Source organism: Acidobacteriota bacterium (genome assembly GCA_018001935.1).
GTDB lineage: Bacteria > Acidobacteriota > JAAYUB01 > JAAYUB01 > JAAYUB01 > JAGNHB01.
The window spans coordinates 16,165-39,957 of sequence record JAGNHB010000039.1; the positions used below are offsets into that span (position 1 = coordinate 16,165).

Genomic DNA, 23,793 nt, shown 5'->3' on the forward strand with positions numbered 1-23,793 from the left:
GACGGGCTTTCCAGCAGCCGGGCCCCCTCCCTCCCGGGACACTCACGCTTTGGGGACAGACGATGAAACGATTCGCCGTTATCGGTTTGGGGACCTTCGGATCCAACGTTGCCCGCAGCCTCTACGAGAAGGGACACGAGGTCATCGTCCTGGACGCGAGCGACGCCCTCGTCCAGAAAGCGAAGGACTTCGCTTCGGTCGCCGTGGCCGCCGACGCCACCGACCGGGATTTCCTGGAGTCCTTCGGCTTTCGGGACGTCGACTGCGCGGTGGTCAGCGTCGGGGACCGGATCGACGCTTCCATTCTCATCACGCTTCACCTGGCGGAACTGGGCATCCCGAAAATCGTGGTGAAGGCCGTCAACGAGATCCACGGGAGGATCCTCAAGCGCATCGGGGCCACGGAGGTGGTTCATCCGGAGAAGGAAATGGCCCTGAGGCTGGCGGACCGGATCTCCCACTCCGGGGTCCTGGACCAGATCGCGCTCGAGGACGGTTTTTCCATCCTCGAAACCCGGGTCCCGTCGTGTTACGTAGGGATCCCGCTCAAGGAATCGAAGATTCGCCAGCATTACGCCCTGAATGTGATCGCCGTCAGGCCGTCCCGCCAGGAGAAGCAGGGCCGTCGGGCCTTCTCCCTGCCGAAGCCCGACTACGCCCTCGAACCCGGCGACGTGCTGGTCCTCTTCGGGACGGACGAACAGATCGAGAAGTTCAAGGAACTCCCGTGAGCCGCTTCGGAGGTGATTGGTCGTGACCTTCCTTTCCCACTTTGTCCTGGCCCTGTCCCTTTTCGGGCTTGCGGTGCTCACCCTCGCCCTGGGCTTCCGGTGGCCCTTCCTTCGGCGGGGGGGGCGGGTCCTGTTCCTCCTCTTCCTCGTCCAGGGGGCGAGGGACGTCCTGTCCATCCCCGCGGTGGGCGTCCGGTGCCCCCGGGAGATCCACCTGATGACGCTGTTCCTCTTCGCCTTCCTGGTGGGCGCCTTCGTCGTCACCGTGCTCAAGGACGTCCTCCTCCACTGGTTCGCCCGGCGGCGGTTCATGGCCTCCAAGCTGATTCGGGACCTGCTCACCTGGGTGGTGTACGTCGTCCTCGTCCTGTTTCTCCTCCAGATCGTCTACGGGGTCAGCATCACCCCCTTCCTGGCCGGCTCCGCCGTCCTGACGGTCGTCATCGGTTTCGCGGTTCAGGACACCCTGATCAACCTGATCGCCGGGGTGGTTTTCCATTTCGAGGATTCCATCCGCCTGGGCGACTGGCTGGAGATCGACGGGAACATGGGCGAGGTGAAGGAGATGTCGTGGAGGGCCATCCGGTTGCAATCGGCCGCCAACGAGGTCTTCGTCATCCCGAACCAGGACTTCACGAAGAAGACCTTCACCAACCTCAGCCGCGTCAATGCCGCCCGGTTCCAGGTCATCGGGGCGTCCTACCGGGACGACCCCGAAAAGGTGCGCCGGACCCTCGCCCGGGCCGCCCTCTCGACCCCCGGCATCCGGTGGGACCCGAAGCCCACCGTGGAGATCGACGGCTTCGACGATTTTTCCGTCAACTACCGCATCCGCTACTTCATCGAGGACTATCGGAACCACCCGCGGGTCAAGGGGGCGCTCATGCTCTCGGTCTGGCACGCCTTCCAGCGCCACCGGATCTCCATCCCCTTCCCCGTGCGGGTGGTCCACCAGGAGGGGAAGCTGGAGGGCCACATCGTGCACGACCAGGCCGAGACCATCCGGGAAGCCCTGGCGGACCTCGAGATGTTCCGTTTCCTCGAAGGGGACGAACTGGACGCCATCGTCGCCAAGTCCGAACTGGTGGATTACCCCGAGGGGACCGTCGTGGCCCTGGAGGGGGAACAGGGCCTGGTGATGTTCGTCATCGTGGACGGGAAGGTCGAGGTGACGCGGGAGAACCGGCGTATCGCCCTCCTCGGCCCCGGCGACATCTTCGGCGAGGTGGCGCTGTTCACCGGGGAGCCCCGGAAGGCGTCCGTCAAGGCGATCACGCCGCTGACCGTCGTGACGATCCACCGGGTGGGGTTCGACAACATCCTGAAAAGAAACGCGCTGTTCATTTCCAAGATCGAGCAGATGGTGGAGGACCGGTTGTCCGCCGCGACGGAAGAAGAGGACCCCGACGCGAAAAAGGAGAGGAGCCGGAACCTTCTCCGAAGCATCCGGTGCTACCTCCTGGGACAGAAGTGAAACACTCCGCCGGATCGCGCATCAGATGACGATGACGTCTGACGACTTCGGAAGAGGTCGGAGAACGAACGGGACAGTGTTTGTAAAGCCTTTGATTGGCCATCGCCCGGGGGGCGATGGTACTTATTGCGGGATCGTCACATTTTATCGAGGTGATACATGCGGAATACACTCAAGATCGTCCTCCTGTTGTCCCTGGCCGCCCTCCTGGCTGCGCCCGCGGGCGCCCGGCCCTCCGAGGCCGCCGACGTGGAGAAGGAGATCGGCTTCGGCGAAACCGTCAAGATCGAGGACCACCTGGTGAAGGGAAAGACGGTGATCGTCGACTTCTTCAGCCAGTACTGCCCGCCGTGCCGCCGGATCTCGCCCCTCCTGACCCGCCTGGCCGAAAAACGAAGCGACCTCTTCGTGCTGAAGGTCAACATCAACCGGAAGGACGTGCGCGGCATCGACTGGGGGTCGCCGGTAGCGCGCCAGTTCAAACTGGAAAGCGTCCCCCACTTCATCATCTACGGGGCGGACGGGAAGGTCCTGGCCGAGGGTGAAGCCGCCTTCGAGAAGATCGAGCGCTGGCTCCAGGAGGCGGGGATCCGCTGACGCCGCGCTCAGCGGAAGTTCACCCCCACCGCGTAGGCCCAGTACCCCGCGTACTCCCAGAGGGCCGCCCGGGCCTTGTAGAACTCGCGGGGGTCGGGCAGCGCCATCTCCCACCAGGTCGCGTGCCAGTTCGTCCAGAACCCGCAGGGCGCGGGGATCACGGTGAGCCCGGCCTGCTCGAAGGAGAGCAACGACCGTCGCATGTGGATGGCGCTGGTGATCACGACGGGGGATTTCAGACCCCTCTGTTTGCACAGGGCCGCGACGCGGGTGGCGTTTTCGCCGGTCGTGCGGCTGGCGGGCTCCTGCAGGATGTGCTCCCGGGGGACTCCCAGAGACGCCAGGTAATCCGCCAGGACGGCGCTCTCCGGCCGGTCGCCGGGGAAGACGGCCCCGCCGCTGACGATCACGGGGAGGGGGCGGGCGCGGTAAAGGCGGCAGGCTTCCACCGTCCGCATCGCGGCGAACTCGTTGGGCTGGCCCGGTGAGTCGGAAAGGCTCAACCGTGCCTGGTGGTTCACCCCCCCCCCGAGGACGACGTAACAGTCCGCCCGGCCCAGGCCCTCGGCCGAGATCACCGGGTGCCGGTACTCCAGCCAGCCCGTCAGGAGGTTGCTCACCACGGGGATGGACAGAAGGTAGATGAGCCCGGCCCCGGCGAACAGGCAGAGGGAGACCGCCCGGAGCCGGGGGTGCTTCCCGCCCCGCCGGCACCACACGCCCAGCACCACCAGGCCCGTGACGAGCAGGCCGGGGGGAAAAAGAAACGCCAGGAAAGTTTTGTAGACCGCGATCATGGCTGCGGCGCCGGTGGCGGGCCCCGACCGTGTCAGAGCCCGAGTTCGTCGGACACGCCGCTCAGGGCGGCCACCACGAAATCGATGTGCTCCTCGAGGGGGACCCCCAGGTCGGCCGCCCCCTCGCGGATCTCGTCCCGGTTCACGCTTCGGGCGAAGGCCTTGTCCTTCATCTTCTTGATCACCGAGCGGGACGTGACGGCGGCCACCTTCCGCTCGGGCGTCACCAGCGCCGCGGCGGTGATCATGCCCACCAGTTCGTCGACGGCGAAGAGGACCTTCGCCATGAGGTTCTCCCGGGGAACCCCGGTGTACGCGGCGTGGGAGAGGATGGCGCGGACCGTGGTCTCGTCCACGCCGAGGGACCGAAGGTGATCCGCGCCGCGGAAGGGGTGGTTTTCCGCGTCCGGGTAACGCTCGTAATCGAAATCGTGCAGCAGCCCCACGAACCCCCAGGCGTTCTCGTCGGCGCCGTACTTCCGGGCGTAGGCGCGCATGGCGGCCTCGACGCCGAGGGCGTGCTTCCGGAGACCGTCCTTGGTCACCCACGCGTGGAGAAGGGAAAGGGCTTCGTCTCGCGTCATCGTCATCCTCCTGAAAATGTCATGACAGGCCGAAACAGGTACGTTATACTGAACGGTCGATTTTTTCAAAGGAGAAAACACCCATGAAACGGTTTTGGATTCTCCCCGCGCTGGCCGTCTTCGCCGTTTCCACCCTCCGGGCCGAGTGGCTCCAGATGCGGCAGGCGCACCGCAGTTCCGATCCCCGGCCGAGCGTGGAGGTCCTGGTGGACGACGTCTCCGGCGTGACGCTCGACATCGGGATCTGGGGCGCGGAGCGCAAGACCCGGGAAACGCACGGGCAGCGATTCGCCGAACTCGAGGTCCCGGGGGCGGGGAAGTCCTCGGTACCGGGTTTGCCCCAGCTTCCTGTGATCCGTCGCCTGGTCGAGGTCCCCGCGGGGGCGTCCGTCACGGTGGACGCCGAGGTGCTGGAGTCGATCGCGTTGTCGCTTCCCGGGGAGGGGGTGTTCGAGGACCTCCTGCCCGCCCAGCTGCCCCGGGAAAAGGTCCCCGGCGCCGAAAAACCGTTCCAGAGGGATGCCAGCGTCTACGGGACCGACGCGTTTCACCCGGCCGCCTTCGCCACCTGTTCCGCACCCCTGGTGGTGCGCGGCCGGAACCTGGTCCTGGTGGAGTTTCACCCGATCCGCTACAACCCGGTCCGCCGGGAGGTCCAGGCGGCCACCCGGGCGCTGCTGCACCTCCGTTTCGCGGGGGGGGACCGCGCGTACGGGGACGCCGAGGCCGCCCTTCGCCGGTCCGCCTCCTTCGAGCGGCGGCTCGCGTCGAGCGTGGTGAACTACCGGCCGGCGGTGAATCCGGCGGGGGCCCTCTCGGCGTCCAGCCTTGACGGCATCCTCTTCATCGTGGGGAACAACTACGCCGCGAACACGGCCCTGGCCGCCTACGTCGCGGATCGCCGGGCCGAGGGTTTCCGGGTCGAGACGGTCCCGATGTCCGGGATCGGCGCGTCGGACATGGACGTGCGGAACTACATCCGGTCCCAGTACCTCTCCTGGAGCAACCCGGGCCTGTCGTACGTGGTGATCGTGGGCGACGTGGCCGACGTCCCGGCCCACACCGGGTCCGGCGGTTCGGGGACCCAGCCCACCGACCGGTTCTACGCCTGCGTGGACCCCGAGAACTACGAGGCGGACATCCTGGCCCCCGACCTCGTCGTCTCCCGCATCAGCGTGGCCAGCACCGCCGAGCTGAACAACTACCTGGCGAAGGCCCAGAAGTACCTCGACGCCGCCTTCTCGGACTTCGGCTGGATGAAGCGGCTCTGCTTCATCGCCACCGACGATTCGGGCAACTACCCCACCGCCGAAGGGACCCACAACTACGTGATCGACACCTTCACCAGCGGGCTCGGTTACACCGGCGCCTACCCGGCGAACCCCCAGGCGGGGGGCGACAAGCTCTACGCCATCACCTACAACGCGGACACCGCCGACTGCCTGACCGCCATCAACGGCGGCCGCGCCGTGATCAACTACTCGGGCCACGGGGGAACCACCAGCTGGTCGGGGCCGTCGTTCACCGTGTCGAACATCAACAGCATCACCCACCCCGACGCCATCCCCTTCGTCATCGGCAACGCCTGCGTGACCGGCAAGTTCAGCGTCGCGAAGTGTTTCGGCGAGTCCTGGATGGTCGCGCCGACGGGCGGCATCCTCTACTGGGGGGCCTCCAACAACTCCTACTGGGACGAGGACGACATCCTCGAGCGGAGGATGTGGGACGGCATCTTCCAGCAGCACCTCGACCGCATCGGCGACTTCTGCGCCTATGCCATGGAGCAGCTCATCCTGGCGTACGGGACGGGGAGTTCGTCCTACTACTACGCCGAGATCTACAACCTCTTCGGCGACGCCACCCTCAACCTCTACAGCGACCCCTGCCAGGCCCTTGCGCCCACCTACCCCGCCACGGTCCCCGTCGGCGCCTCCAGCCTCGCCTTCCACGTGGGGACGGCCAAGGGCAACGTGGCGGGGGCCTCGGTGTGCGTTCAGGGTGACGGGAACGTCCGGCAGGCTGGGGTCACCGACGCCGCCGGGAACCTGACCCTGACCCTCAACCCCGTGCCTACGGTGCCGGGGACCCTTTCGGTGGTCATCTCGGCGCCCAACGTGGTCCGGTACGAGGGGACCGTCCAGGTGATGGTGACCAGCGGTCCCTACCTGACCCGCGAGTCCTACGAGCTGACCACCAACGGGACCACGCCGACCCAGCCCTTCCCGGGCCGGTCCATCGTCATGCCCGTCACCCTGCGGAACGTCGGCATCCTTCCCGCGGCGGGGATCACCGCGACGCTCACCTCGACCTCGCCCCACGTCGCCGTCACCCAGGCCCAGGCCGTTTACCCGGACATCCCGGTGGGCGGGACCGCCCGGTCCACGTCCCACTTCGCCTTCGACATCTCCGCCGAGGCCGCCGACGGCGAGACCCTGCCGCTGAACATCGCCTGGTCGTCCGGGACGTCCTCGGGCACCCTCGCCATCAGCCTGACGGTGGTGTCGCCCCGGCTGGAGTACGTCTCCATGGCGGTGAACGACCTGTCCGCGGGCTGCGACCAGGACGGTATCGCCGACGTCGGCGAGACCGCCGCCGTGACGGTGACGGTGAGGAACACCGGCGGGTGCAGCGCCACGGGCGTCCGCGTGAGCATCGCCTCCCCCGGCAGCAGCTCCTCCGGGGGCGTCAACGTCGGCACCCTCGCTCCCGGGGCCACGGGCCACGCCCAGCTCACCCTCACCCCCGGCAAGACCCTGGATTGCCCCGTCACCGCGGGTGTCGTGACGGTCACCCTGCGGTGCAACGAGCTGTCGACGCCGCCCCAGGCCACCGCGGAACTGGTGATGAACGCCGACGTCGTCCAGGGGAACACGGTCTGCCAGCGCCGGAACTGCGCCGGGGAGGACTCCTACGGGGACGTCAACGCCGACGGCATCGCCGACGGCCTGGACGAGGCCCTCTACGCCCAGTACTTCGCCGGCGCCGTCGAGGGTTTCGCCTGCCCCTGGAAGTTCGTGGACCTCAACGGTGACGGTGAGGTGGACCCCATCGACCTGGTGATCCTCTACCACTACGTGGTGGGCAACATCTCGCAGTTACCGGTGGAGTAGACAACGGGGGCCCGTGGCCTGGCGCCCGGCCGCCGGCCGCCGGCTGCAAGCTGCAGGCGCTTCTGCGGCTGCGTTTCTGCCAACATGTTGTCGAGTCCGGTTGCCTTCCGAGGCCACGGTTGCCGGGCGAAGTCCCGGAAATAGCGTAGTACCTTCTCAGTACAGTCGTTGCCGAATCGCGCAAGAACGTGGGATCGATCTCATGAAACGTCGGCCGGGAGCATGATTTGAGGCCCATGCCGTCTTCCTTTGCGAGCTTCGCGACTTGGCGAGAGACGATCCGGATCTGGATCTCGCAAAGGCGCGAAGCTCGCAAAGAAAACGGATCGCCTTTGATGCGCCGCGCAGGCTGCCGGAGCGGCGCGTCCCCCGCGGGGGACGTGCGTCGTCCGGAAGAGGAAGCACAGGGGCGCACGAAGCTTTGTGCTAAAACGTGCAAGAATCGAGGGCAACGCTTTCTTCCCGCCGCCTTCGGCGCGGGCCGGCCTTTGCGATGCGGCGCCTGTCCCGGGGCGGCGCCGCGGATGCCCGTCACGGTTCCCGAGACGTTTGTGCATCGCTGGCGTCCGCGGCTTGCCCCGGGCTGAAGCGCACCCTGAAGGGGTGCGGGGAAGGCAGGTCCCCCCCCCGGCCCGCCCCCCCTGAACCGGAGAGCTGCACCCGGAGATACCGCTGGACCGGCGGCACCCCCGCCAGGCGGCCGATCGGCGCCAAGGCGGCGCCGCCGATCAACGCGGCCGTCCCCGCAAGGAAACGGCGTCTGTCCACGAACCCCATGCCGACCTCCAGGTGTCCGCGAGACGCTTCGGACGGCCGGTGGTCCCCCACCCCGGGTGGGACCCGGGGCGGGGAACGGGTGCCGTCAGTCAGCAACCGGTTGAGGAACCGGGGGTCATCGGGCCGCCCCCTCCAGGATTCAGTTCGACGGGCACGGGGTGGCGCTGGGGTGGATCTTCGGGATGTCCGGCCCCGGGAGGAGCCAGATGGGCGTCGTGAACGCGTGGTACTGCGGCGTGCCGCTCGTCCACGTCGGGTTCACCCAGAAACCCTCCCCACCAAAGAGGGGGGGGATCCACACGGGGTCCAGGATTTCCTGGACGTCGGCTCTCACCCACATGCTGCAGTAGGCGCGGGAGACCACGTCGGGGCGGTTGCGGTAGTAGAAGAGGTAGGGCTCGTCCCCGTCCATGATGTACGGACAGGGGGGCAGGTAGACCGGCGTCGCCGAACGGGGGAAGTACAGGTCGTCGATCTCCACCTCGAACTCCAGTTGGCCCTCGGTGTTGGCGGGGAGCGGGTTGGTCTGGAACAGGAGTTCGTCCTCGGCCGCCTTCTTCACGAAGGTGAAGTCCGGGTTCTGAAAGTGGGGGCGGTACGTGATCGGCGTGTTCCCCTTGATGACCCGGACCCGGTACATCGTCCGCTCGCCGGGCTTGTTGTTCCCGGTATGGTACGTGACCTTGAAGGTGAACTTCTTGTCCTTGGGCACGTTCTTGATCTCGGACCCCATCCAGTAGCAGGCGGACTCGTCGGGCTCGCAGGCCCACAGGGCGATGCCGGACCCGCTGGAGACGTAGAAGCGCCCGGCCCGCAGCGCCCCCACGATGTCGTTGTCGCCGTTGGCGTCCGTCCAGGGGACCACGACGAGGTGGTCGTCGGCCTCCCGTGAGGGGTCGTTCGCGTCGGTGACGCGGTGGGCGTCCCGCCCGACGAAGGGGAACACCTTGGCCCCCTCCATGAGAAAATTCTTGAAACAGCTGTAATAAGACCAGCTCGGCCAGTTCTTGTTGGCGATCTCGACCCCGAAGGGCGTCCGGGTCAGGTCGTAGCGGGGGGACGTGGGGCTGTACCACACCTTCCGGTTCAGCGAGACCACCTTCTGCCGGTAGGCGGCGTCGGAGGCGATGGACTCGGGGTGGTTGACCACCGCGAAACCCCCGTCGAAGTTGTAGGTCTTGTAGATGGTCTCGGCCGTGTCGTCGTCGTCGTCCACCAGGGTGGAGTGCACGTGGTCGTCGGGGTAGTGGAAGTGGGAGTAGTAGCAGCACATGTGCCGGTCCGAGTCCCCGTCGAACACCGGGGGGAAGGGGATCGGCAGCAGGGCCAGAAGGTTGGCGTACTCCTGCTGGTCCATGGGGGAGAGTTCGACCCCGAAGATCCCGGCGAAGTCCACGTCGGCCCCGAGGTACCCCGCGGAACCGAGCCAGTTGTACTGCCCCAGGAGGTCGCCCGGGTCGGCGCAGAAGCCGAGGTGCTCGGGGTAGTGCTCCGTGAAGGCGCACCAGGAGAGGCCCAGCGCGTTGTATTTGTTGAGGTAGGCCGGCATGGTCACGCTCCCGGGCACCGGGTCGACGGGGCTGTCCGACAGGTGGGTGTGGTTGTGGGCCACGCCGGGCCGCCACCCCTGGCCCGGCAGGCTCATCCCGTACGGCAGGTCGGGCAGGTGGTACTGGGGCTTGGCCAGCGAGAAATCCGACGCCGGGAGAAACGGGGCGGCGGAGAGGGCGAGGGCGGCCAGGACGACGGCCGACAGGGCGAGCGGACGCTTTTTCATGGGGACCTCCTTTTGAATGGGCCTCGCCGGTTTGAACCCCCACGGGCCTCCCCCCCCTCGCGTGCACCCGAGGCGAAAACGCCCTTCCCGGCCGGGCTTCGAGACCGGTGAACTGCCCTGTTGTCAACGATTTCATTATGGCCCACCGGGGAGCGAATCCAAGCCGGGACAAATCACCGAACAGGTGGGAGGAATTCCCTGGGGATGAAACAGGGGGATGGGGGACGGGAAAGGGGAAGCCGGAGACCGGAGACCGGAGACCGGAGGATGATGGACGCCCTCCCTGCAGCCTCGACCGCGTCAACCGTCGGCGGGGTGCGCCGCGGTGGCTTCCGGAGCGGCACGGAACCCCGAATCCGCCGGCCTCGCGGTTAAGGCGGCGCTCCGGCAGCCTGCGCGCCTTTCTCCTCCGGTCTGTTCAAAGCGGCGCTCCGGCAACCTCCGCGCCGCACTCCTCAGGGCGGAAGCGGTGCTCCGCGGTCAGATGCCCTCGTAGGGGTCGGGGGTGCCGGGGGGGCGGGTGCGCCAGCGGCGGTGTCCCCAGAGCCACCACTCGGGGTCGCGGCGGACGGCCTCCTCGATGGCCCGGGCGAAGCGCTGGGTGTTCTCCCGGTCGTCCGCCTCCCGGTCGGCGGTCTTCTGAATCGGGATCTCCGGCTCGATGCGGAAGCAAAACCGGGCCTTTTGCTCCGGGTCGGGCGTGATGAAGGCCGGCAGCACCGCCGCCCCCGTCGCCCGGGCGATGCCGGCGGGCCCGCGGGCCATGGACGCGGGCCGCCCGAAGAAATCCACGAAAACGCCCTCGCCCTCCTGGACCTTCTGGTCGAGGAGGATCCCCACGTCCTCCCCCTGGGAGAGGGCGCGGACGATCTTCCGCAGGGCGTCCTTCTTGAGGATGGGGACGCAGCCCGAGAGGGTGCGGCGGCGGGTGATGAAGCGGTCGAAGAGCGCGTAGTCGAGGGGGCGCATGATGAAGTGCACGGGCCGGGTGAAGACGCCGTGGCTGAAGGAGAGCAGTTCCCAGGGCCCGAGGTGGGCGGTGAGGAACAGGGTGGCCCGCCCCTGGTCCCGGACCTTCCCGTAATGCTCGAACCCCTCGTACCGGACCACGCGCCGGAGTTTGCGGGGGTCCAGCAGGCCGGGAAACCGGGCGACCCAGATCAGCAGCTCGCCGAGGTGGGCGAAGGACCGGGCGGCGATCCGGTCGCGCTCCCGCCGGCTCATCCCGGGGAAGACGATCCCCGTGTTGACGCGGGCGATGGCCCGGTGGTGCCCCAGGAGCCGGTAGGCCAGGAGGCCGCCGACGAACGCCGCCCCCTTCGCCACCGGGACCGGGAGGACCCGGAGCAAGCCCAGGGCGCCGCGGCAGACGCCGTAGACGAACCACTGCCCGATGCCGGCCTTGTGCATGACGCCGACCCTCACGGCCCGGGGACGATGGCCAGCAGCCCGGCGGCCTTCGGCCCGTAGACGGGGTCGGGCCCGCGGGCCAGTTCCTCGAGCAGCTGCCGTCCGCCCCGGGTGTCCCCCGTGCGCAGGCGCGTGTTGGCCAGGTACCAGAGGACCTCCGCCTTCCGCTCCGTCGAGGCCCTCAGGGCGGCCTCGAACCGCCGGGCCGCGTCGGGGTGCCGGTGCAGCAGGTAGGCGGCCACGCCGGAGTAGAACAGGACCCGCTCGTCCCCGGGGTGCGTTTCCAGCCAGGCGTCGGCCGCTTCCAGGAATGCCGGGTAGGCGGCGCGGGTGTAGGGCTCCATGAGACGGTCCCGGTCCGGGGGCGGCGCGCCCCCCCCGCGGTAGACCCCGCGTTCGAAGGGGTACGGGCCGTCCTCGAGGCGGGCGCCCAGGTTCGACCCCGCCTGTTCCGCGAGGTAGCCTTTCACCAGGAAGAGCCCGGCTGTCAGCATGACCAGGAGGACCGCCGCCACCGCCAGGTGGACATAGAGGCGGCGGAAGGGGCCCGCGATGTCCCGTTCCGGGAAGAACCCTGCGGGGAGGGCCTTCTCGATGTCGCCCTGGAGGACCCGTGCCTGGAGGAAGTCCCGGAAGGCGGCCTCGCAGTCGGGGCAGGCGTCGAGGTGAGCCATCACGGCGTCCATTTCCGCCGGGGAAAGGTCCCCGTTCATAAATTCCAGGATTCGGACGTTGTCGCACTTCATTCGTTCGGCCCCCACCTTTACTAACGTTTTCGCGGGAAAATTTCCAAGTATTTTTTCACATTTTTTTCCACTCTCTCGCCAGGTCGCCGCAGATGCCGCGCAAGGCCCTGAGGGCCCCCCTCAGCCGCGAGTGCACGGTGCTCATGGGGATGTTCTTCTGCCGGCTGATCTCCACGAGCGTCAGGGGCGGCTTGCGGAAGAAGACCAGCTGCAGCAGCTGGCGTTGGGGGGGCGACAGTTTGTCGAGGCGCTCCACGAGCCGGGAGATCGCCCAGGTCTTGAAGGCTTCCCGCTGGCGCTCCATGAAGCGGGTTTCGGGCCCGTCGGCGCACTGGTCCGCGTAACCGTCGATGTCGTCGGACCCTCCCCCCTCGTGCTTCCGGGCGGTGATCCCGCGGCGGAGGCAGTCGATGAAGTGGTTGATCAGGAGGCGGACCAGAAAGCGCCCCGCCTCGGTCGGGCCCTCCGGGGCCCCGGGCTGGTCGAGGAATTTCTGGTAGCCTTCCTGGAGGCAGTCGACTGCCCGGTCGGGGTCCTTCAGGTATTTGAGGGCAAGGCGAAGGTAGAAGGCCCCGTTAGCTTGGACCAGGTGTTCCAGGACGGAGGGGGGGGCCGCCACGACGTCCCTACCAGTACACTTCCGGTTTCGCGGGGCGCATCATCAGGCTGGCCACCGCCGTGAGGGCGTCCTTGTCCGAAAAGAGCGTCTCGAAAACCTCCCGGGTGATGGGAAGTTCCACCCCCACCCGGTTCCCCAGTTCCATGGCGGACTCGGTGGTGCGCACCCCCTCGGCCACCATCACCATCTCCTCCAGGATCCGGGCCAGTTTCTTGCCCCTTCCGATCTGCTCGCCGACGTAGCGGTTGCGGGAGTGGCGGCTCATGCAGGTGGTGATGAGGTCTCCCATGCCGGCCAGCCCGGCGAAGGTGGAGGCCTTCGCGCCCAGGGCGAGCCCCAGGCGGGTGATCTCGGCGAGGCCGCGCGTGAGCAAGGCGCCCTTGCTGTTGTCGCCGAAGCCCAGCCCGTCGCAGACCCCCGCCGCCAGGGCGATGACGTTTTTCAGCGAACCGGCCAGCTCCACGCCCACGAGGTCGTCGCTGGTGTAGACCCGGAAACGCTCGCACATGAAGGCGCGCTGGACGATCCGGGCGGTATCGTGGTTCACCGCGGCCGCGACGACGACGGTGGGGATGCCCCGGCTGACCTCCTCGGCGTGGCTCGGCCCCGACAGGGTGGCGATCATCCCGTGGTTCTCGGCTGGGAGTTCCTCCGCCAGGACCTCCGACATCCGCTTGAGGGTCCGGTTTTCGATGCCCTTGGAGACGTTGACGATGGGGCAGGGTCTCCGGAGCTTGCCGGCCAGGCGGCGAACGACGCCGCGGGCGGCCTGGGACGGGCTGGCCATCACGATCAGGTCGGTGTCGTCCACGAGGGACTCCAGGTCCGTGGAGATCCCGATGTCCCCGGGGATGGGAATCCCCGGAAGGAAGCGGAGGTTCTCGCCCTTCTCCCGGATGTTGGCGACGTCGGTCTCCTCGTAGGCCCAGATCCGGACCTCGTGGCCGTTGGCGTGGAGGAGCAGCGCCAGCGTCGTGCCCCAGCCGCCTGCGCCCAATACGATGACTCTGTGCTTGTCAGGATGCATGCCTTTCCCCTTTCAATGCGGTCATCATATTCAATGTCGGTTTGCGGTTCAATGAAAAACCCACATTCGTCACCGCCCGGGGTGTGAATTCTGCTACAATACACCCGCTCGACGGGCGAAACTCGAAGAGGCGCGAGGATTCGACTCCCATGAACCGTCATCGCACCCATCCCGGCGAAACCCCTCCCCCATCTCCCCGAGGGCGGGCCCGCACCCGCTTCGCCCTTCCGGTTCTCCTCGCGGTGTTCGCCCTTGCCGGTACGGCCCGCCCCGCCGAGCCCGCGGCGCCGGCGCCCGAAGCCGCCCCCGTGCCCGCCCGCTACCTCCTCAGCCACTACACCGTTGAACAGGGGCTCATCCAGGACCAGACGAACTTCTCCGCCCAGGACCGCCGGGGCTACATCTGGGTGGGAACCAACGGGGGGCTCTCGTGCTACGACGGCGCCGGGTTCCGGAATTACTCCCTGGCGGAAGGTTTGCCCGACACGGTGATCCTCAACATCCTGCCCGACCGTTCCGGGCGAATCTGGGTGGGGACCAATTACGGCATCGCCTGCCTGAAAAACGGCCGCTTCGCTCCCGTCGTGCTCAAGGGGCTCCCCCGCAAGTACCGGGTGAACGCCCTGGCGGAACTTCCCGACGGGACCCTGGCCATCGGCGTCCGGAGGGGGTTGATGCTGCTCCGGGGGGAGACCCAGACGCTCCTCACCACCCGCGACGGGCTCCCGGACAACAACGTCTGGGCCCTCGAGTCCACGCCGGACGGCACCCTCTGGATCGGCAGCCGCCACGGCCTTTCCGCCCTGCGGGGTGGCCGGGTTTTCACCTTTCCGCACCTCAACCGGGACAAGGAAGACTACATCAACGCCTTCTGCCTGGACCCCCGCACCGGGGACCTCGTCATCACGCGCAACCGGCGGATCGAGGCCCGGGACCTCTCGGGCAGGGTCCGGACGCTGGCGGAGCTGCCCGTCCTGAAGGAAGACCTGGGTGTCACCGTGGTCGACCGGACCGGGACCCTCTGGACGTGCACCACCAGCGACGGGCTCTTCTACCGCCCCCCCGGCGAGGAAATCCGGCACATCGATGTCCACAACGGCCTTCAGACCAACATCATCAACCACCTCCAGCTGGATTACGAGAACAACCTTTGGATCTGCACCGACGCCGGCCTCACCAAGCTGGCCAACCGGGCGGTCACCCTCTTCGACCGGGACACCGGCCTGCTCTCCAAGGACGCCTGGTTCGCCGTACCGTTCCAGGGGCGGGTGATGGTGGGGACCCTGGCCGGGTGCCAGTTCCTGACCCCCCGGGGGCTCGAGCCCCGGGGCATCCTGGCCCAGAGCAGCGTCGTGGAGTACTGTTTCCTGCCAGACGGGAGCCTGCTCCTCGGGACGGAACAGCAGGGCGTTTTCCGTTACACCGGGTCCGGGGAGCCCGAAGGCGCCGGCGGGAACACAAAGAAGATGGACGTGGTCTGGAAGATCCATCCCCTCGCCGACGGGCGCCTTCTCCTCGGGACCGGCGCCGGGTTGTGGGCCGGCCGGTTCCCGAGCTTCACCCGGGTCCCGTTCCCGGAGTGGATCGAAGGGTCCGTGGTCAACGACATCATCCCCGTGGCCGCCGACCGTTTCTGGCTCGGGACCGACAAGGGCATCGTCCAGATGACCCTTCGGGGGGAGCGGCTCGACTTTGACCGGACCACGTTCATGAGAGGGGCGGACGTGTTGTGCTTCTGCAGGCTTCCCCGCGGCGACATCCTGGTGGGGACCGTGGGGAGCGGGGTCTGGCGCAGCACCGCCGGAAGGCCCCCGGAGGTCTACAACATCCTTCCCCCGGGGAGCAACCCCAACATCTGGGCCCTCACCACGGACGCCCGGGGGACGGTCTGGATCGGCACGAGCCGGGGGGCCTACTTCTTCCGCGACGGCGTCAGCACCGATTTCAACGCGCTTTACGGCATCCCTTACAGCGAAGTGACGGGGAAGCGCTCGATTTCCTTCGGCCCGGATGGCACCGGGTACTTCGCCACCACCACCGGCCTGACCGTCTTCCGGCCCGAGGGGAAACCCTTCGCGCCGCCCCCCCGGGGCGTCATCACCGAGGTCCGCGTCGCGGAGAAGGCCGTCCCGGTCCCCGAAGCCCGCCTCGAGCTGGGGTACCTCGACAGCATCTCCCTGTCCTTCCGGTGCCTCAGTTTCACCAACGAGAGGGGAAACCGTTACCAGGTCCGCCTCGACGGCATCGACAGCGACTGGCAGGCCCCCCAGGCCGAGGACCACATCTTCTATCCCTTCCTCCCGCCGGGGGACCTCATCTTCCGCCTGCGGGTCATCAACTCGCGCGGGCAGGCCACGGAGATCACGCCCCCCGTTCGGCTGAGGGTCAACCCGCCCTTCACCCGCACCCCGTTCTTCTACCTGCTCATCGCCGGCATCGCCGCGGTCGTGGTCTTCCTGCTCATCGGGTACAAGATCCACACGGACAAGCGGGAGAAGGAACGTCTGGTGCGGGTGGTCAGGGAGAAGACCTCCGAACTCCAGGTCTCCGAGGAAAAGTACCGCCACCTGGTGGAAGCGTCCCCCATCGGGATCGCCATCGTCCAGGACAACCGGATCGTCTTCGTGAACCCCATCTTCCCCCGAATCCTGAAGTTCATCCCGGAGGAGCTGGTGGGGCGGGAATTCGACCGGCTCATCCACCCCGACGACCTGGGCCTCTTCAAGGAGTACGAAACCCTCCGCAAGGGCGGGGACACGACCCCGCACGAGTACGAGGTCCGCCTGCTGTGCGGCGACCAGTCCCTCAAGAGCGTCCTTTTGCACGCCAACCTGACCCTCTTCAAGTCGCACCCGGCCATCCTCGTCAACGTCACCGACATCACCGAGAAGAAGCGGATGCAGGAGCAGTTGATCCACTACCAGAAGCTGGAGTCCATCGGCACGCTGGCCGGGGGCATCGCCCACGATTTCAACAACATCATGCAGGGCATCGCCGGGTTGACCTCCCTGGTCCGCATGCAGCTCGACCCGGGGTCGCCCTTCCACCCGGACCTCGCCCTCATCGAGGACGCCACCGCGAAGGCCGCCGTCCTGACCCGGAAGCTCCTGGGTTTCGCCCGCAGGGGGAAGTACGTGATCACCCGTCTCGAGATCCACGAGATCATCGAGTCGGTCATCACCTTCTCCCGGGGGACCATCCCCCTCAACATCGAGTTCGTCCGGCGGTTCAGCCCCGAGTCCCTCTACATCCAGGGCGACCGCAGCCAGATGGAACAGGTCTTCCTGAACCTCTTCCTGAATTCCCGGGAAGCCTTGCCGGGCGGCGGGGCCATCACCATCACCACCCGCCTGGAGACGATCCTCACGGACCAGGACCAGGGCGGGCACACCCTGGTGCACGGCGAGTACGTGGTCGTCTCGGTGGAGGACAACGGGTACGGCATCCCCCCGGAACAGGTGCCGAAGATCTTCGACCCCTTCTTCACCACCCGGCCCCAGGAGCGGGGGTCCGGCCTGGGAATGGCCACGGTTTACGGCACCGTGAAAAACCACCTCGGGTACATCTACCTGGACAGCGAGGTGGGGAAGGGCACCTGTGTCACCATCTACCTCCCCCACTTCACGCCGCTGGAGGGGCACGTGATCGAAAGCGCCCCGGTGACGGAACCTCCCGTCTACACGCCCGCGGATTTCGTGGGGAAGACGATCCTGGTGGTGGAGGACGAGTCCACCATCCGCCAGTTCCTCCGCAAATTGCTCGTCCAGATGCAGATGAAGGTTCACGAGGCGGAAAACGGGATCCAGGCGCTGCAGGTGTTCCGCATGGTCGGGGACGAGGTGGACCTGGTGCTGCTGGACATCAACATGCCCCTGATGGACGGCAAGGAGGCTTTCCAGAAACTGCGGGAGATCCGGCCGAACGTGAACGTCCTCATCCTCAGCGGGTTCGGGGAGGACGTCAAGATCCAGTCCATGCTGCGGGACGGGTGCAGGGGGTTCATCTCCAAGCCCATCGACGCCCGGAACCTGCTCTCGGAACTCGGCGCGGCGCTCAAACCGCCGTCAGCGCCGCCATCCCCGGGGCCGGAACCTCCGGCGCCGGAACCCACCGAACCGGAGGAATCATGAGGACCCTCACCCGGCTCGCCGGGCTTGCCGTCGCGCCGATCCTCCTGTCGGCGTTCGCGTTTTCCCAGGCCGAGCAGCACTACACGTGGAACATCACGCTCACGGCCTACTCGGGCTCGGAAACCCACTGGACCTCCCCGACGCCGGTGTCGACGGCCTTCGCGCGCTACTACTCCCGGCTGCTCATGGACACCTCGGTGGATGTCCAGTTCTTCGGCCAGTGGATGAACGTCTCGCAGCGGAGCGACCTGGCCTGGGGGGAGATGCCCGGCCCCATCCCCCCCGGCGGGGTTGAACTCTTCTCCCAGCACATCGCCTACACCGACCCCCAGTACCAGATCACCGTGGAGGCCGACATCCGCGCCGGCGTCGACGGCAGCGGGTACTTCCGCGTCGACGTGGTCAACTTCACCTCCACGCAGCCCCTCCGGATCCGGCTCTACGGCAAGTCCAAGATCAAGGCGACGGATACCGTCTACGGCGACCTGGACGGCAGCGGCGCGCTCGACCGGCCCGACGCGACGCTCTACGCCCGAATCCTGGCCGGGCGGACCGTCCTCGCGGACGCCGACCTCCCGCAGGCCGACCTCGACGCGGACGGGCGGATCTCCCTCAACGATCAGTTCCAGGCGCTCCTCTTCGCGGACGGCCTGATCCTGACCGCCCACACCGGCTGGGATTTCTGATTTTCATTTTGGCGCCGGGCCGGAACCGTGCTATGATGACCGCCTGTCCGCCGCCCGGCTTCCTCGGGCGGTACTTCTGTCAGGGCGAGGAGAAACAACGATGAGGGGATCGGTCGACAACTTCTTTGCCCGTTTCAAGGGCAAGGATATCGTCTCCATACGCGACTTCAATGCCGACGAGATCCGGTTCGTCCTGGACTATGCCCGGGCGTTCGAGGGCCAGAACCGCCCGATCCTGGGGGGACGGATCCTGGCCACCCTCTTCTACGAACCGAGCACCCGCACCCGCCTGAGCTTCGAGAGCGCCATGCTCGGGCTCGGGGGCTCCGTGCTGGGCTTCTCCCAGGCCGGGACCTCCTCGGCGGCCAAGGGGGAGTCGGTGCGGGACACGGCCCGGATGATCGACGGCTACGCCGACGTCCTGGTGATCCGCCACCCCCTCGAGGGTTCCGCCCGGGCCGCCGCCGAAGCCGCGCAGATCCCCGTCATCAACGGCGGCGACGGCGCGAACCAGCACCCGACCCAGACCTTCCTGGACCTCTACACCATCCTGAAGACCAAGGGGACGCTCAACGGGCTCAACGTCGGCTTCGTGGGCGACCTGAAGTACGGGCGCACCGTCCACTCCCTGGCCGAGGCGCTGTCCCACTTCGGTTCGCGGATGGCCTTCGTCTCGCCCGAACTCCTCCGCATGCCCCCCTACATCCTCTCCGACCTGGGGGACCGGGGCGTCGAGTACACCGAGACGGACACCCTGACCGAAGTCTCGAAGGGGCTGGACATCCTCTACGTCACCCGGATCCAGAAGGAGCGCTTCCCGGACCCGCTGGACTACGAGAAGGTCAAGAACGTTTACATCCTGAACGAGAAACTGCTGGATCACGTCAAGCCCGACCTCAAGATCCTGCACCCCCTCCCCCGGGTGAACGAGATCGATCCCTCGCTGGACGACTACCCCCAGGCGGAGTACTTTCAACAGTCGAAGAACGGCGTGACGATGCGCAAGGCGCTGCTCTCGCTGGTTCTGGGAGTGTACGTATGAGCGACGCCAACGGAAAGGACATTTCCAAGGACCAGAAGGTCTCCAAGCTTCGGAACGGCACCGTCATCGACCACCTCCGGCCCGGCACGGCCCTGAAGGTGATCGAGCTGCTGGGGATCGTGGACGGCCACATCCTCACCATCGGGATGTTCTTCGAAAGCAAGAAGATCAGCCGCAAGGACATCGTGAAGATCGAAAACCGCGTGCTCAGCCCCGACGAGCTGTCCCGGCTGGCCATCATCTCCCCCGACTCCACGGTCTGCGTGATCGAGGACTACGCCGTCACCCGGAAGTTCAAGGTGCAGGTCCCCGGGGAAGTGCCGGACATCATCCGCTGCAACAACCCCAAGTGCATCACCAACCACGAGAAGGTGAGCTCCCGGTTCGCCGTCGAGGTCATGGACCCGCTCAAGGTGCGTTGCCAGTACTGCGAGCGCTCCATGGCGGGGAACGAGATTTCGTTGATTTGAGAGGAATTCAGAATTCAGAATCCAGAATTCAGAATTCGGGATGAGAGTTCTGCGTTGAGAGCTTGTCCGCATCGGAAGGAAAAGGTCATGGGGGCTTGTCGGCCCGGGAACACGGCAGATTGTCAGTCTGCCTGCCTCCCTCCCTCCCCCCCCTGCTTCCACAATCTGAAATTTGAAATCTTAAACCCGAAACCCGAAACCCGATACCCGAAACCTAACCATCTACTGGAGTACGCCACATGAAACGCATCGTCATCGCATTCGGCGGCAACGCCATCCTGCAGAAGGGGCAGGAGGGAACCGTTTACGAACAGTTCGCCAACACGCGGACGGCCATCGACCACGTCATGGGCCTGATCCGGGAGGGGCACGAGGTGGTGATCACCCACGGCAACGGCCCCCAGGTCGGGAACATGATGATGCGGGTGGACAAGTCCCGCGGGTTTGCCTACGATCTTCCCCTGGGGGTGTGCGTAGCGGACACCCAGGGCGAGATGGGCTACATGATCGCCCAGTCCCTGCAGAACCGGCTGATCCGGGAGAAGATCGAACGCCCGGTGGTGGCCGTGGTCACCCAGGTGGTGGTGGACCGCAACGACCCCAGCGTGCTGCACCCGACCAAGCCGGTGGGCCGCTTCTACTCCGAGGCGGAGGCCCAGGAGATGCACAAGCAGGGCAAGCACATGGTGGAGGACGCCGGACGCGGCTGGCGACACGTGGTGCCCTCGCCCATCCCCCGCCGGGTGGTGGAAAGCCCCATCATCCGTCAGTTGATCGACCTGGGCGCCATCGTCATCGCCTGCGGCGGCGGCGGCATGCCCGTCTACATCGAGGACGACGGCACCTTCGAGGGGATCGACGGCGTGGTGGACAAGGACCGCGCCTCCTCCGTCCTGGCCCGTGAGATCGAGGCCGACGAGCTCATCGTCCTCACCGAGGTGGACAAGGTGGCCCTCAACTACAACAAGCCGGACCAGGTCGACCTCGACACCCTGAACCTCGCCCAGGCCCGGGCCTACCTGGCGGAAGGCCACTTCCACAAGGGAAGCATGGGGCCGAAGGTGGAGGCCGTGTGCGACTTCCTGGAAGGCGGCGGCAAGCGCGCCGTCATCGCTTCGCTGGACAAAGCCTATGACGCCCTGCATGGCCGCGCGGGAACGCACTTCACGCGGGAATGAAACAACGGGGTCGGGAATTCAGAATTCGGAGGGAGAAAACTGGAGAGTTTGGACCCCGTCTGAGCAATACGTTGAGTGGAAGTATTAGGTAACGAATCCAATCACATTTTCCAGATCTCGTCAGGGATTCTGGATTCTGAATTCTGGATTCTGAATTCCTGGACAATCATACGATCACTAGGAGGATTTATGGGTTTCAACCTCAAAGGCCGTTCGTTGCTGACGCTCAAGGACGTCACGGCGGAGGAGATCCGGCACCTGCTCGAGATTTCCCACCAGGTCAAGCGGGAGCGCCGTGCCGGCGTCGTCAGCCAGCGTTTCCTGGGCAAGACCCTGGCGCTGATCTTCGAGAAGCGCTCCACCCGCACCCGCTGTGCCTTCGAGACCGCTTTCGGCGAAGAGGGCGGCTACCCCGTCTTCCTGTCCATCGACGACATCCAGCTCGGGTCCAAGGAGAGCGTGGAGGACACGGCCCGGGTCCTGGGCCGCATGTTCGACGCCATCCAGTTCCGGGGCTTCAAGCAGTCCACGGTGGAGGCCCTGGCCACGCACTCGGGCGTGCCGGTCTACAACGGCCTGACCGACCTCTACCACCCGACCCAGGTCCTGGCTGACCTCCAGACGGTGGAGGAGAGCTTCGGGCGGCTCAAGGGGATCCGGATGGTCTACGCCGGCGACGGCCGGAACAACATGGCCAACACCCTCATGATCGGTTGCGCCAAGATGGGGCTCCACTACACCATCGCCGCCCCGCAGGCCCTGTGGCCCGAGGATGCCCTGGTGGCCGAGTGCAACGCCATCATCCGCGAGGAGCGCACCGGCGGTTCCGTGGCGGTGACGGACAGCATGGCGGAGGCCGTGAAGGGTGCCCACGTGCTCTACACCGACGTGTGGGCCTCCATGGGCGAGGAGAGCCAGAAGGCCCAGCGCGAGGCGATGCTGCGCGCCTACCAGGTCAACGACGCCGTCATGGACGCCACCGGCAACGTGGACGCCATCTTCATGCACTGCCTGCCGGCCGTCAAGGGGCAGGAAGTCACGGCCGAACTCCTGGACGGCCCCCGCAGCAAGGCCTGGGACGAAGCGGAGAACCGCAAGCACACCATCAAGGCGTTGATGCTGGCCACGATATAGGCTGTAGGCTGTAGGCTGTAGGTCCGGAGTATATTTCATTGGTATCGGTATCGGTATCGGTATCGGTATCGCAGTCGCAGTCGCAGTCGGTATCGCAGTCGCCGTCGGGTTCGCTTTTCCCCTTCGCACGGGGTGAAATCGCGGGGGCCCGATACGCGCCGGGGAGCGGCAGTCCGCTCCCGGCGCCTTCCCTGGCAGGGTACGAGGACGACACGTTGACGAAAAAATTGCCCGGGTTCGCATTTCCCGAACTGAACGATGAACCGGCGGACACCGACGCCTCCCCCGGGAACGGGGAACCCTTGGCCCTCGTCATCGACGGGGTGCTCGACCTCCACACCTTCAACCCGAGGGACGTCAAGGACCTGGTTCCCGAGTACCTCCGCCTCTGCCGCGAGAGGGGGATCCTGGACGTCCGGATCATCCACGGCAAGGGGACCGGCCACCTCCAGCGCACCGTCCACTCCATCCTCCTCCGGATGGCGGAAGTCACCGGCTTCCACCTCGCCGACGAGTCCGCCGGTTCCTGGGGCGCCACCCTCGTCACCCTCCGTCCCCTGGCCAAGCGGTAGCGAATCTTCGAGCCACCGCCTTGGATTGCGGTGCGGAGGTCTGACGGGGCGCCGTTTTCCCCCCGCCTTTCCCCCGGCAAGATGCAACGTGACGATTCGGGCCGAACGGCGACTCATCGTAGACGGTACGGACCAATTTCCAAGAGAATACACAAATTCGTGGGCTGGTGTTCTTGCTTGACTAATCACCCGCCAGGCGGGATAATGGACTAGAAAGTGGACTAACTTGAGGAGGTCCCGATGGCCGTTAACATCCACGAAGCCAAGACCCGCTTTTCCCGGCTTGTCCAGCAGGTTGAAGAAGGCGGGGAAGTGGTCATCGCCCGGGCAGGGAAGCCGGTGGCCCGGTTGGTCGCCTACGAAGCACCCGTTCCTCGTCGGCGGGTTCCCGGGTTCGACAGGGGAAAGGTGGTCCTCCGGGAAGGCTTCGAGGAGCCGGTCAAGGAGTTGGAGGATTGAAGGCGCTCCTGGATACGCACACGTTCCTGTGGTGGGTGACGGACGACCCGCTCCTGTCGGCAACGGCACGCGAGTGGATTGGTGACGGGCGGAACGAGTGCTTCCTGAGCGCGGCCAGCGCCTGGGAGATTGCAATCCAATTTGCCCGGGGGAATCTGGAGCTTCCGGAACCCCCGGAGCGTTACGTGCTGGACCGTATGTCCCGGTGCGGCTTCAAACCGCTGGCCGTCAAGCTTCGGCATGCCCTGCACGTCTCCGTTCTGCCGCCCCATCACAAAGACCCCTTCGACCGCCTGCTCGTCTCGCAAGCCGCCCTGGAAGGTTTGGCCCTGATCTCCGCCGACCCGATCATCCCCCTGTACGGCATCCCCATGATCTGGTGAGCCTGCCGCCCGCAGGGGGGAATCCGCATCCTGGGGAGTGCGGCGCGCAGGCCGCCGGAGCGCCGCTTTCCCCGTGCCGCGCAGGCTGCC

The 23,793-nt window shown here is 66.6% G+C and carries 21 protein-coding genes; 13 read left to right on the plus strand and 8 right to left on the minus strand.

All coding sequences use genetic code 11. The features are described 5' to 3' along the window. Window positions 1-62 precede the first annotated feature (62 nt). The 3 genes from KA419_14135 (at window position 63) to KA419_14145 (ending at window position 2,802) form a co-directional block, all read left to right on the plus strand. Complete coding sequence (locus KA419_14135) at window positions 63-731, plus strand: TrkA family potassium uptake protein (protein MBP7867077.1); 669 nt, start codon at window positions 63-65, stop codon at window positions 729-731. Window positions 732-753: 22 nt separating this feature from the next. Next, window positions 754-2,205, plus strand: coding sequence for a mechanosensitive ion channel (locus KA419_14140; GenBank protein MBP7867078.1), 1,452 nt, complete (start codon window positions 754-756; stop codon window positions 2,203-2,205). A gap of 159 nt (window positions 2,206-2,364) precedes the next feature. Continuing rightward, window positions 2,365-2,802, plus strand: a complete 438-nt coding sequence (locus tag KA419_14145; GenBank protein MBP7867079.1) for a thioredoxin family protein — start codon at window positions 2,365-2,367, stop codon at window positions 2,800-2,802. Between the two features lie 8 nt (window positions 2,803-2,810). Here KA419_14145 and KA419_14150 read toward each other — a convergent pair whose 3' ends face one another. Together KA419_14150 and KA419_14155 are read right to left on the minus strand one after the other, a co-directional pair. Further along, a complete protein-coding gene (locus KA419_14150) occupies window positions 2,811-3,599 on the minus strand; it encodes a YdcF family protein (protein ID MBP7867080.1) in 789 nt (262 codons plus the stop codon). Between the two features lie 32 nt (window positions 3,600-3,631). Continuing rightward, entirely contained in the window at window positions 3,632-4,183 is a 552-nt protein-coding gene (locus KA419_14155; GenBank protein ID MBP7867081.1) for an HDIG domain-containing protein, read from the minus strand. Between the two features lie 83 nt (window positions 4,184-4,266). On the opposite strand from KA419_14155, the gene KA419_14160 reads away from it, so the two are divergent. After that, on the plus strand, window positions 4,267-7,293 hold the full coding sequence (locus KA419_14160; protein ID MBP7867082.1) for a hypothetical protein: 3,027 nt from the start codon (window positions 4,267-4,269) through the stop codon (window positions 7,291-7,293). A 531-nt stretch (window positions 7,294-7,824) separates the two neighbouring features. On the opposite strand, the gene KA419_14165 is transcribed toward KA419_14160, so the two are convergent. The 6 genes from KA419_14165 to KA419_14190 form a co-directional block, all read right to left on the minus strand. Continuing rightward, window positions 7,825-8,070 carry a twin-arginine translocation signal domain-containing protein gene (locus tag KA419_14165; GenBank protein MBP7867083.1) on the minus strand — a complete coding sequence of 82 codons (246 nt, stop codon included), beginning with the start codon at window positions 8,068-8,070 and terminating at the stop codon, window positions 7,825-7,827. A gap of 139 nt (window positions 8,071-8,209) precedes the next feature. Next, window positions 8,210-9,847 carry a hypothetical protein gene (locus KA419_14170; protein ID MBP7867084.1) on the minus strand — a complete coding sequence of 546 codons (1,638 nt, stop codon included), beginning with the start codon at window positions 9,845-9,847 and terminating at the stop codon, window positions 8,210-8,212. 480 nt (window positions 9,848-10,327) lie between these two features. After that, a complete protein-coding gene (locus KA419_14175; protein MBP7867085.1) occupies window positions 10,328-11,257 on the minus strand; it encodes a lysophospholipid acyltransferase family protein in 930 nt (309 codons plus the stop codon). Between the two features lie 11 nt (window positions 11,258-11,268). Then, the gene (locus KA419_14180; protein MBP7867086.1) at window positions 11,269-12,003 is read right to left on the minus strand and encodes a zf-HC2 domain-containing protein; all 735 of its coding nucleotides are present in this window, start codon (window positions 12,001-12,003) and stop codon (window positions 11,269-11,271) included. Window positions 12,004-12,058: 55 nt separating this feature from the next. Beyond that, window positions 12,059-12,622 (minus strand): sigma-70 family RNA polymerase sigma factor, encoded by a 564-nt coding sequence (locus tag KA419_14185; GenBank protein ID MBP7867087.1) that lies wholly within the window; start codon window positions 12,620-12,622, stop codon window positions 12,059-12,061. A 7-nt stretch (window positions 12,623-12,629) separates the two neighbouring features. Then, window positions 12,630-13,649 carry an NAD(P)-dependent glycerol-3-phosphate dehydrogenase gene (locus KA419_14190; GenBank protein MBP7867088.1) on the minus strand — a complete coding sequence of 340 codons (1,020 nt, stop codon included), beginning with the start codon at window positions 13,647-13,649 and terminating at the stop codon, window positions 12,630-12,632. Between the two features lie 149 nt (window positions 13,650-13,798). Here KA419_14190 and KA419_14195 point away from each other — a divergent pair, with 149 nt between their 5' ends. From KA419_14195 to KA419_14235, 9 genes are all read left to right on the plus strand, one after another. After that, complete coding sequence (locus KA419_14195) at window positions 13,799-17,779, plus strand: response regulator (protein MBP7867089.1); 3,981 nt, start codon at window positions 13,799-13,801, stop codon at window positions 17,777-17,779. Next, window positions 17,776-18,465: a dockerin type I repeat-containing protein gene (locus KA419_14200; GenBank protein ID MBP7867090.1), complete on the plus strand. Its 690-nt coding sequence runs from the start codon at window positions 17,776-17,778 to the stop codon at window positions 18,463-18,465. Before KA419_14195 ends, KA419_14200 begins: the two co-directional genes overlap by 4 nt. A 100-nt stretch (window positions 18,466-18,565) precedes the next feature. Beyond that, on the plus strand, window positions 18,566-19,507 hold the full coding sequence (gene pyrB / locus KA419_14205; protein MBP7867091.1) for an aspartate carbamoyltransferase: 942 nt from the start codon (window positions 18,566-18,568) through the stop codon (window positions 19,505-19,507). After that, window positions 19,504-19,977 carry an aspartate carbamoyltransferase regulatory subunit gene (locus tag KA419_14210; protein ID MBP7867092.1) on the plus strand — a complete coding sequence of 158 codons (474 nt, stop codon included), beginning with the start codon at window positions 19,504-19,506 and terminating at the stop codon, window positions 19,975-19,977. Before pyrB ends, KA419_14210 begins: the two co-directional genes overlap by 4 nt. A 239-nt stretch (window positions 19,978-20,216) precedes the next feature. Continuing rightward, a complete protein-coding gene (gene arcC, locus KA419_14215) occupies window positions 20,217-21,155 on the plus strand; it encodes a carbamate kinase (GenBank protein ID MBP7867093.1) in 939 nt (312 codons plus the stop codon). 189 nt (window positions 21,156-21,344) lie between these two features. Then, window positions 21,345-22,289: an ornithine carbamoyltransferase gene (gene argF / locus KA419_14220; protein MBP7867094.1), complete on the plus strand. Its 945-nt coding sequence runs from the start codon at window positions 21,345-21,347 to the stop codon at window positions 22,287-22,289. A gap of 251 nt (window positions 22,290-22,540) precedes the next feature. Then, window positions 22,541-22,861 carry a Smr/MutS family protein gene (locus KA419_14225; protein ID MBP7867095.1) on the plus strand — a complete coding sequence of 107 codons (321 nt, stop codon included), beginning with the start codon at window positions 22,541-22,543 and terminating at the stop codon, window positions 22,859-22,861. Between the two features lie 240 nt (window positions 22,862-23,101). Continuing rightward, on the plus strand, window positions 23,102-23,320 hold the full coding sequence (locus KA419_14230; GenBank protein ID MBP7867096.1) for a type II toxin-antitoxin system Phd/YefM family antitoxin: 219 nt from the start codon (window positions 23,102-23,104) through the stop codon (window positions 23,318-23,320). Then, window positions 23,317-23,703, plus strand: coding sequence for a type II toxin-antitoxin system VapC family toxin (locus KA419_14235; GenBank protein ID MBP7867097.1), 387 nt, complete (start codon window positions 23,317-23,319; stop codon window positions 23,701-23,703). The genes KA419_14230 and KA419_14235 overlap by 4 nt, the downstream gene beginning before the upstream one ends. Window positions 23,704-23,793: the final 90 nt, after the last annotated feature.

Bases quoted from the DNA above. Each gene is read 5' to 3' on its own strand.
- KA419_14135 (MBP7867077.1), top strand. From the start codon at position 63: ATGAAACGATTCGCCGTTATCGGTTTGGGGACCTTCGGATCCAACGTT.
- KA419_14145 (MBP7867079.1), top strand. From the start codon at position 2,365: ATGCGGAATACACTCAAGATCGTCCTCCTGTTGTCCCTGGCCGCCCTC.
- KA419_14150 (MBP7867080.1), bottom strand. From the start codon at position 3,599: ATGATCGCGGTCTACAAAACTTTCCTGGCGTTTCTTTTTCCCCCCGGC.
- KA419_14155 (MBP7867081.1), bottom strand. From the start codon at position 4,183: ATGACGCGAGACGAAGCCCTTTCCCTTCTCCACGCGTGGGTGACCAAG.
- KA419_14160 (MBP7867082.1), top strand. From the start codon at position 4,267: ATGAAACGGTTTTGGATTCTCCCCGCGCTGGCCGTCTTCGCCGTTTCC.
- KA419_14165 (MBP7867083.1), bottom strand. From the start codon at position 8,070: ATGGGGTTCGTGGACAGACGCCGTTTCCTTGCGGGGACGGCCGCGTTG.
- KA419_14170 (MBP7867084.1), bottom strand. From the start codon at position 9,847: ATGAAAAAGCGTCCGCTCGCCCTGTCGGCCGTCGTCCTGGCCGCCCTC.
- KA419_14175 (MBP7867085.1), bottom strand. From the start codon at position 11,257: ATGCACAAGGCCGGCATCGGGCAGTGGTTCGTCTACGGCGTCTGCCGC.
- KA419_14180 (MBP7867086.1), bottom strand. From the start codon at position 12,003: ATGAAGTGCGACAACGTCCGAATCCTGGAATTTATGAACGGGGACCTT.
- KA419_14190 (MBP7867088.1), bottom strand. From the start codon at position 13,649: ATGCATCCTGACAAGCACAGAGTCATCGTATTGGGCGCAGGCGGCTGG.
- KA419_14195 (MBP7867089.1), top strand. From the start codon at position 13,799: ATGAACCGTCATCGCACCCATCCCGGCGAAACCCCTCCCCCATCTCCC.
- KA419_14200 (MBP7867090.1), top strand. From the start codon at position 17,776: ATGAGGACCCTCACCCGGCTCGCCGGGCTTGCCGTCGCGCCGATCCTC.
- pyrB (MBP7867091.1), top strand. From the start codon at position 18,566: ATGAGGGGATCGGTCGACAACTTCTTTGCCCGTTTCAAGGGCAAGGAT.
- KA419_14210 (MBP7867092.1), top strand. From the start codon at position 19,504: ATGAGCGACGCCAACGGAAAGGACATTTCCAAGGACCAGAAGGTCTCC.
- arcC (MBP7867093.1), top strand. From the start codon at position 20,217: ATGAAACGCATCGTCATCGCATTCGGCGGCAACGCCATCCTGCAGAAG.
- argF (MBP7867094.1), top strand. From the start codon at position 21,345: ATGGGTTTCAACCTCAAAGGCCGTTCGTTGCTGACGCTCAAGGACGTC.
- KA419_14230 (MBP7867096.1), top strand. From the start codon at position 23,102: ATGGCCGTTAACATCCACGAAGCCAAGACCCGCTTTTCCCGGCTTGTC.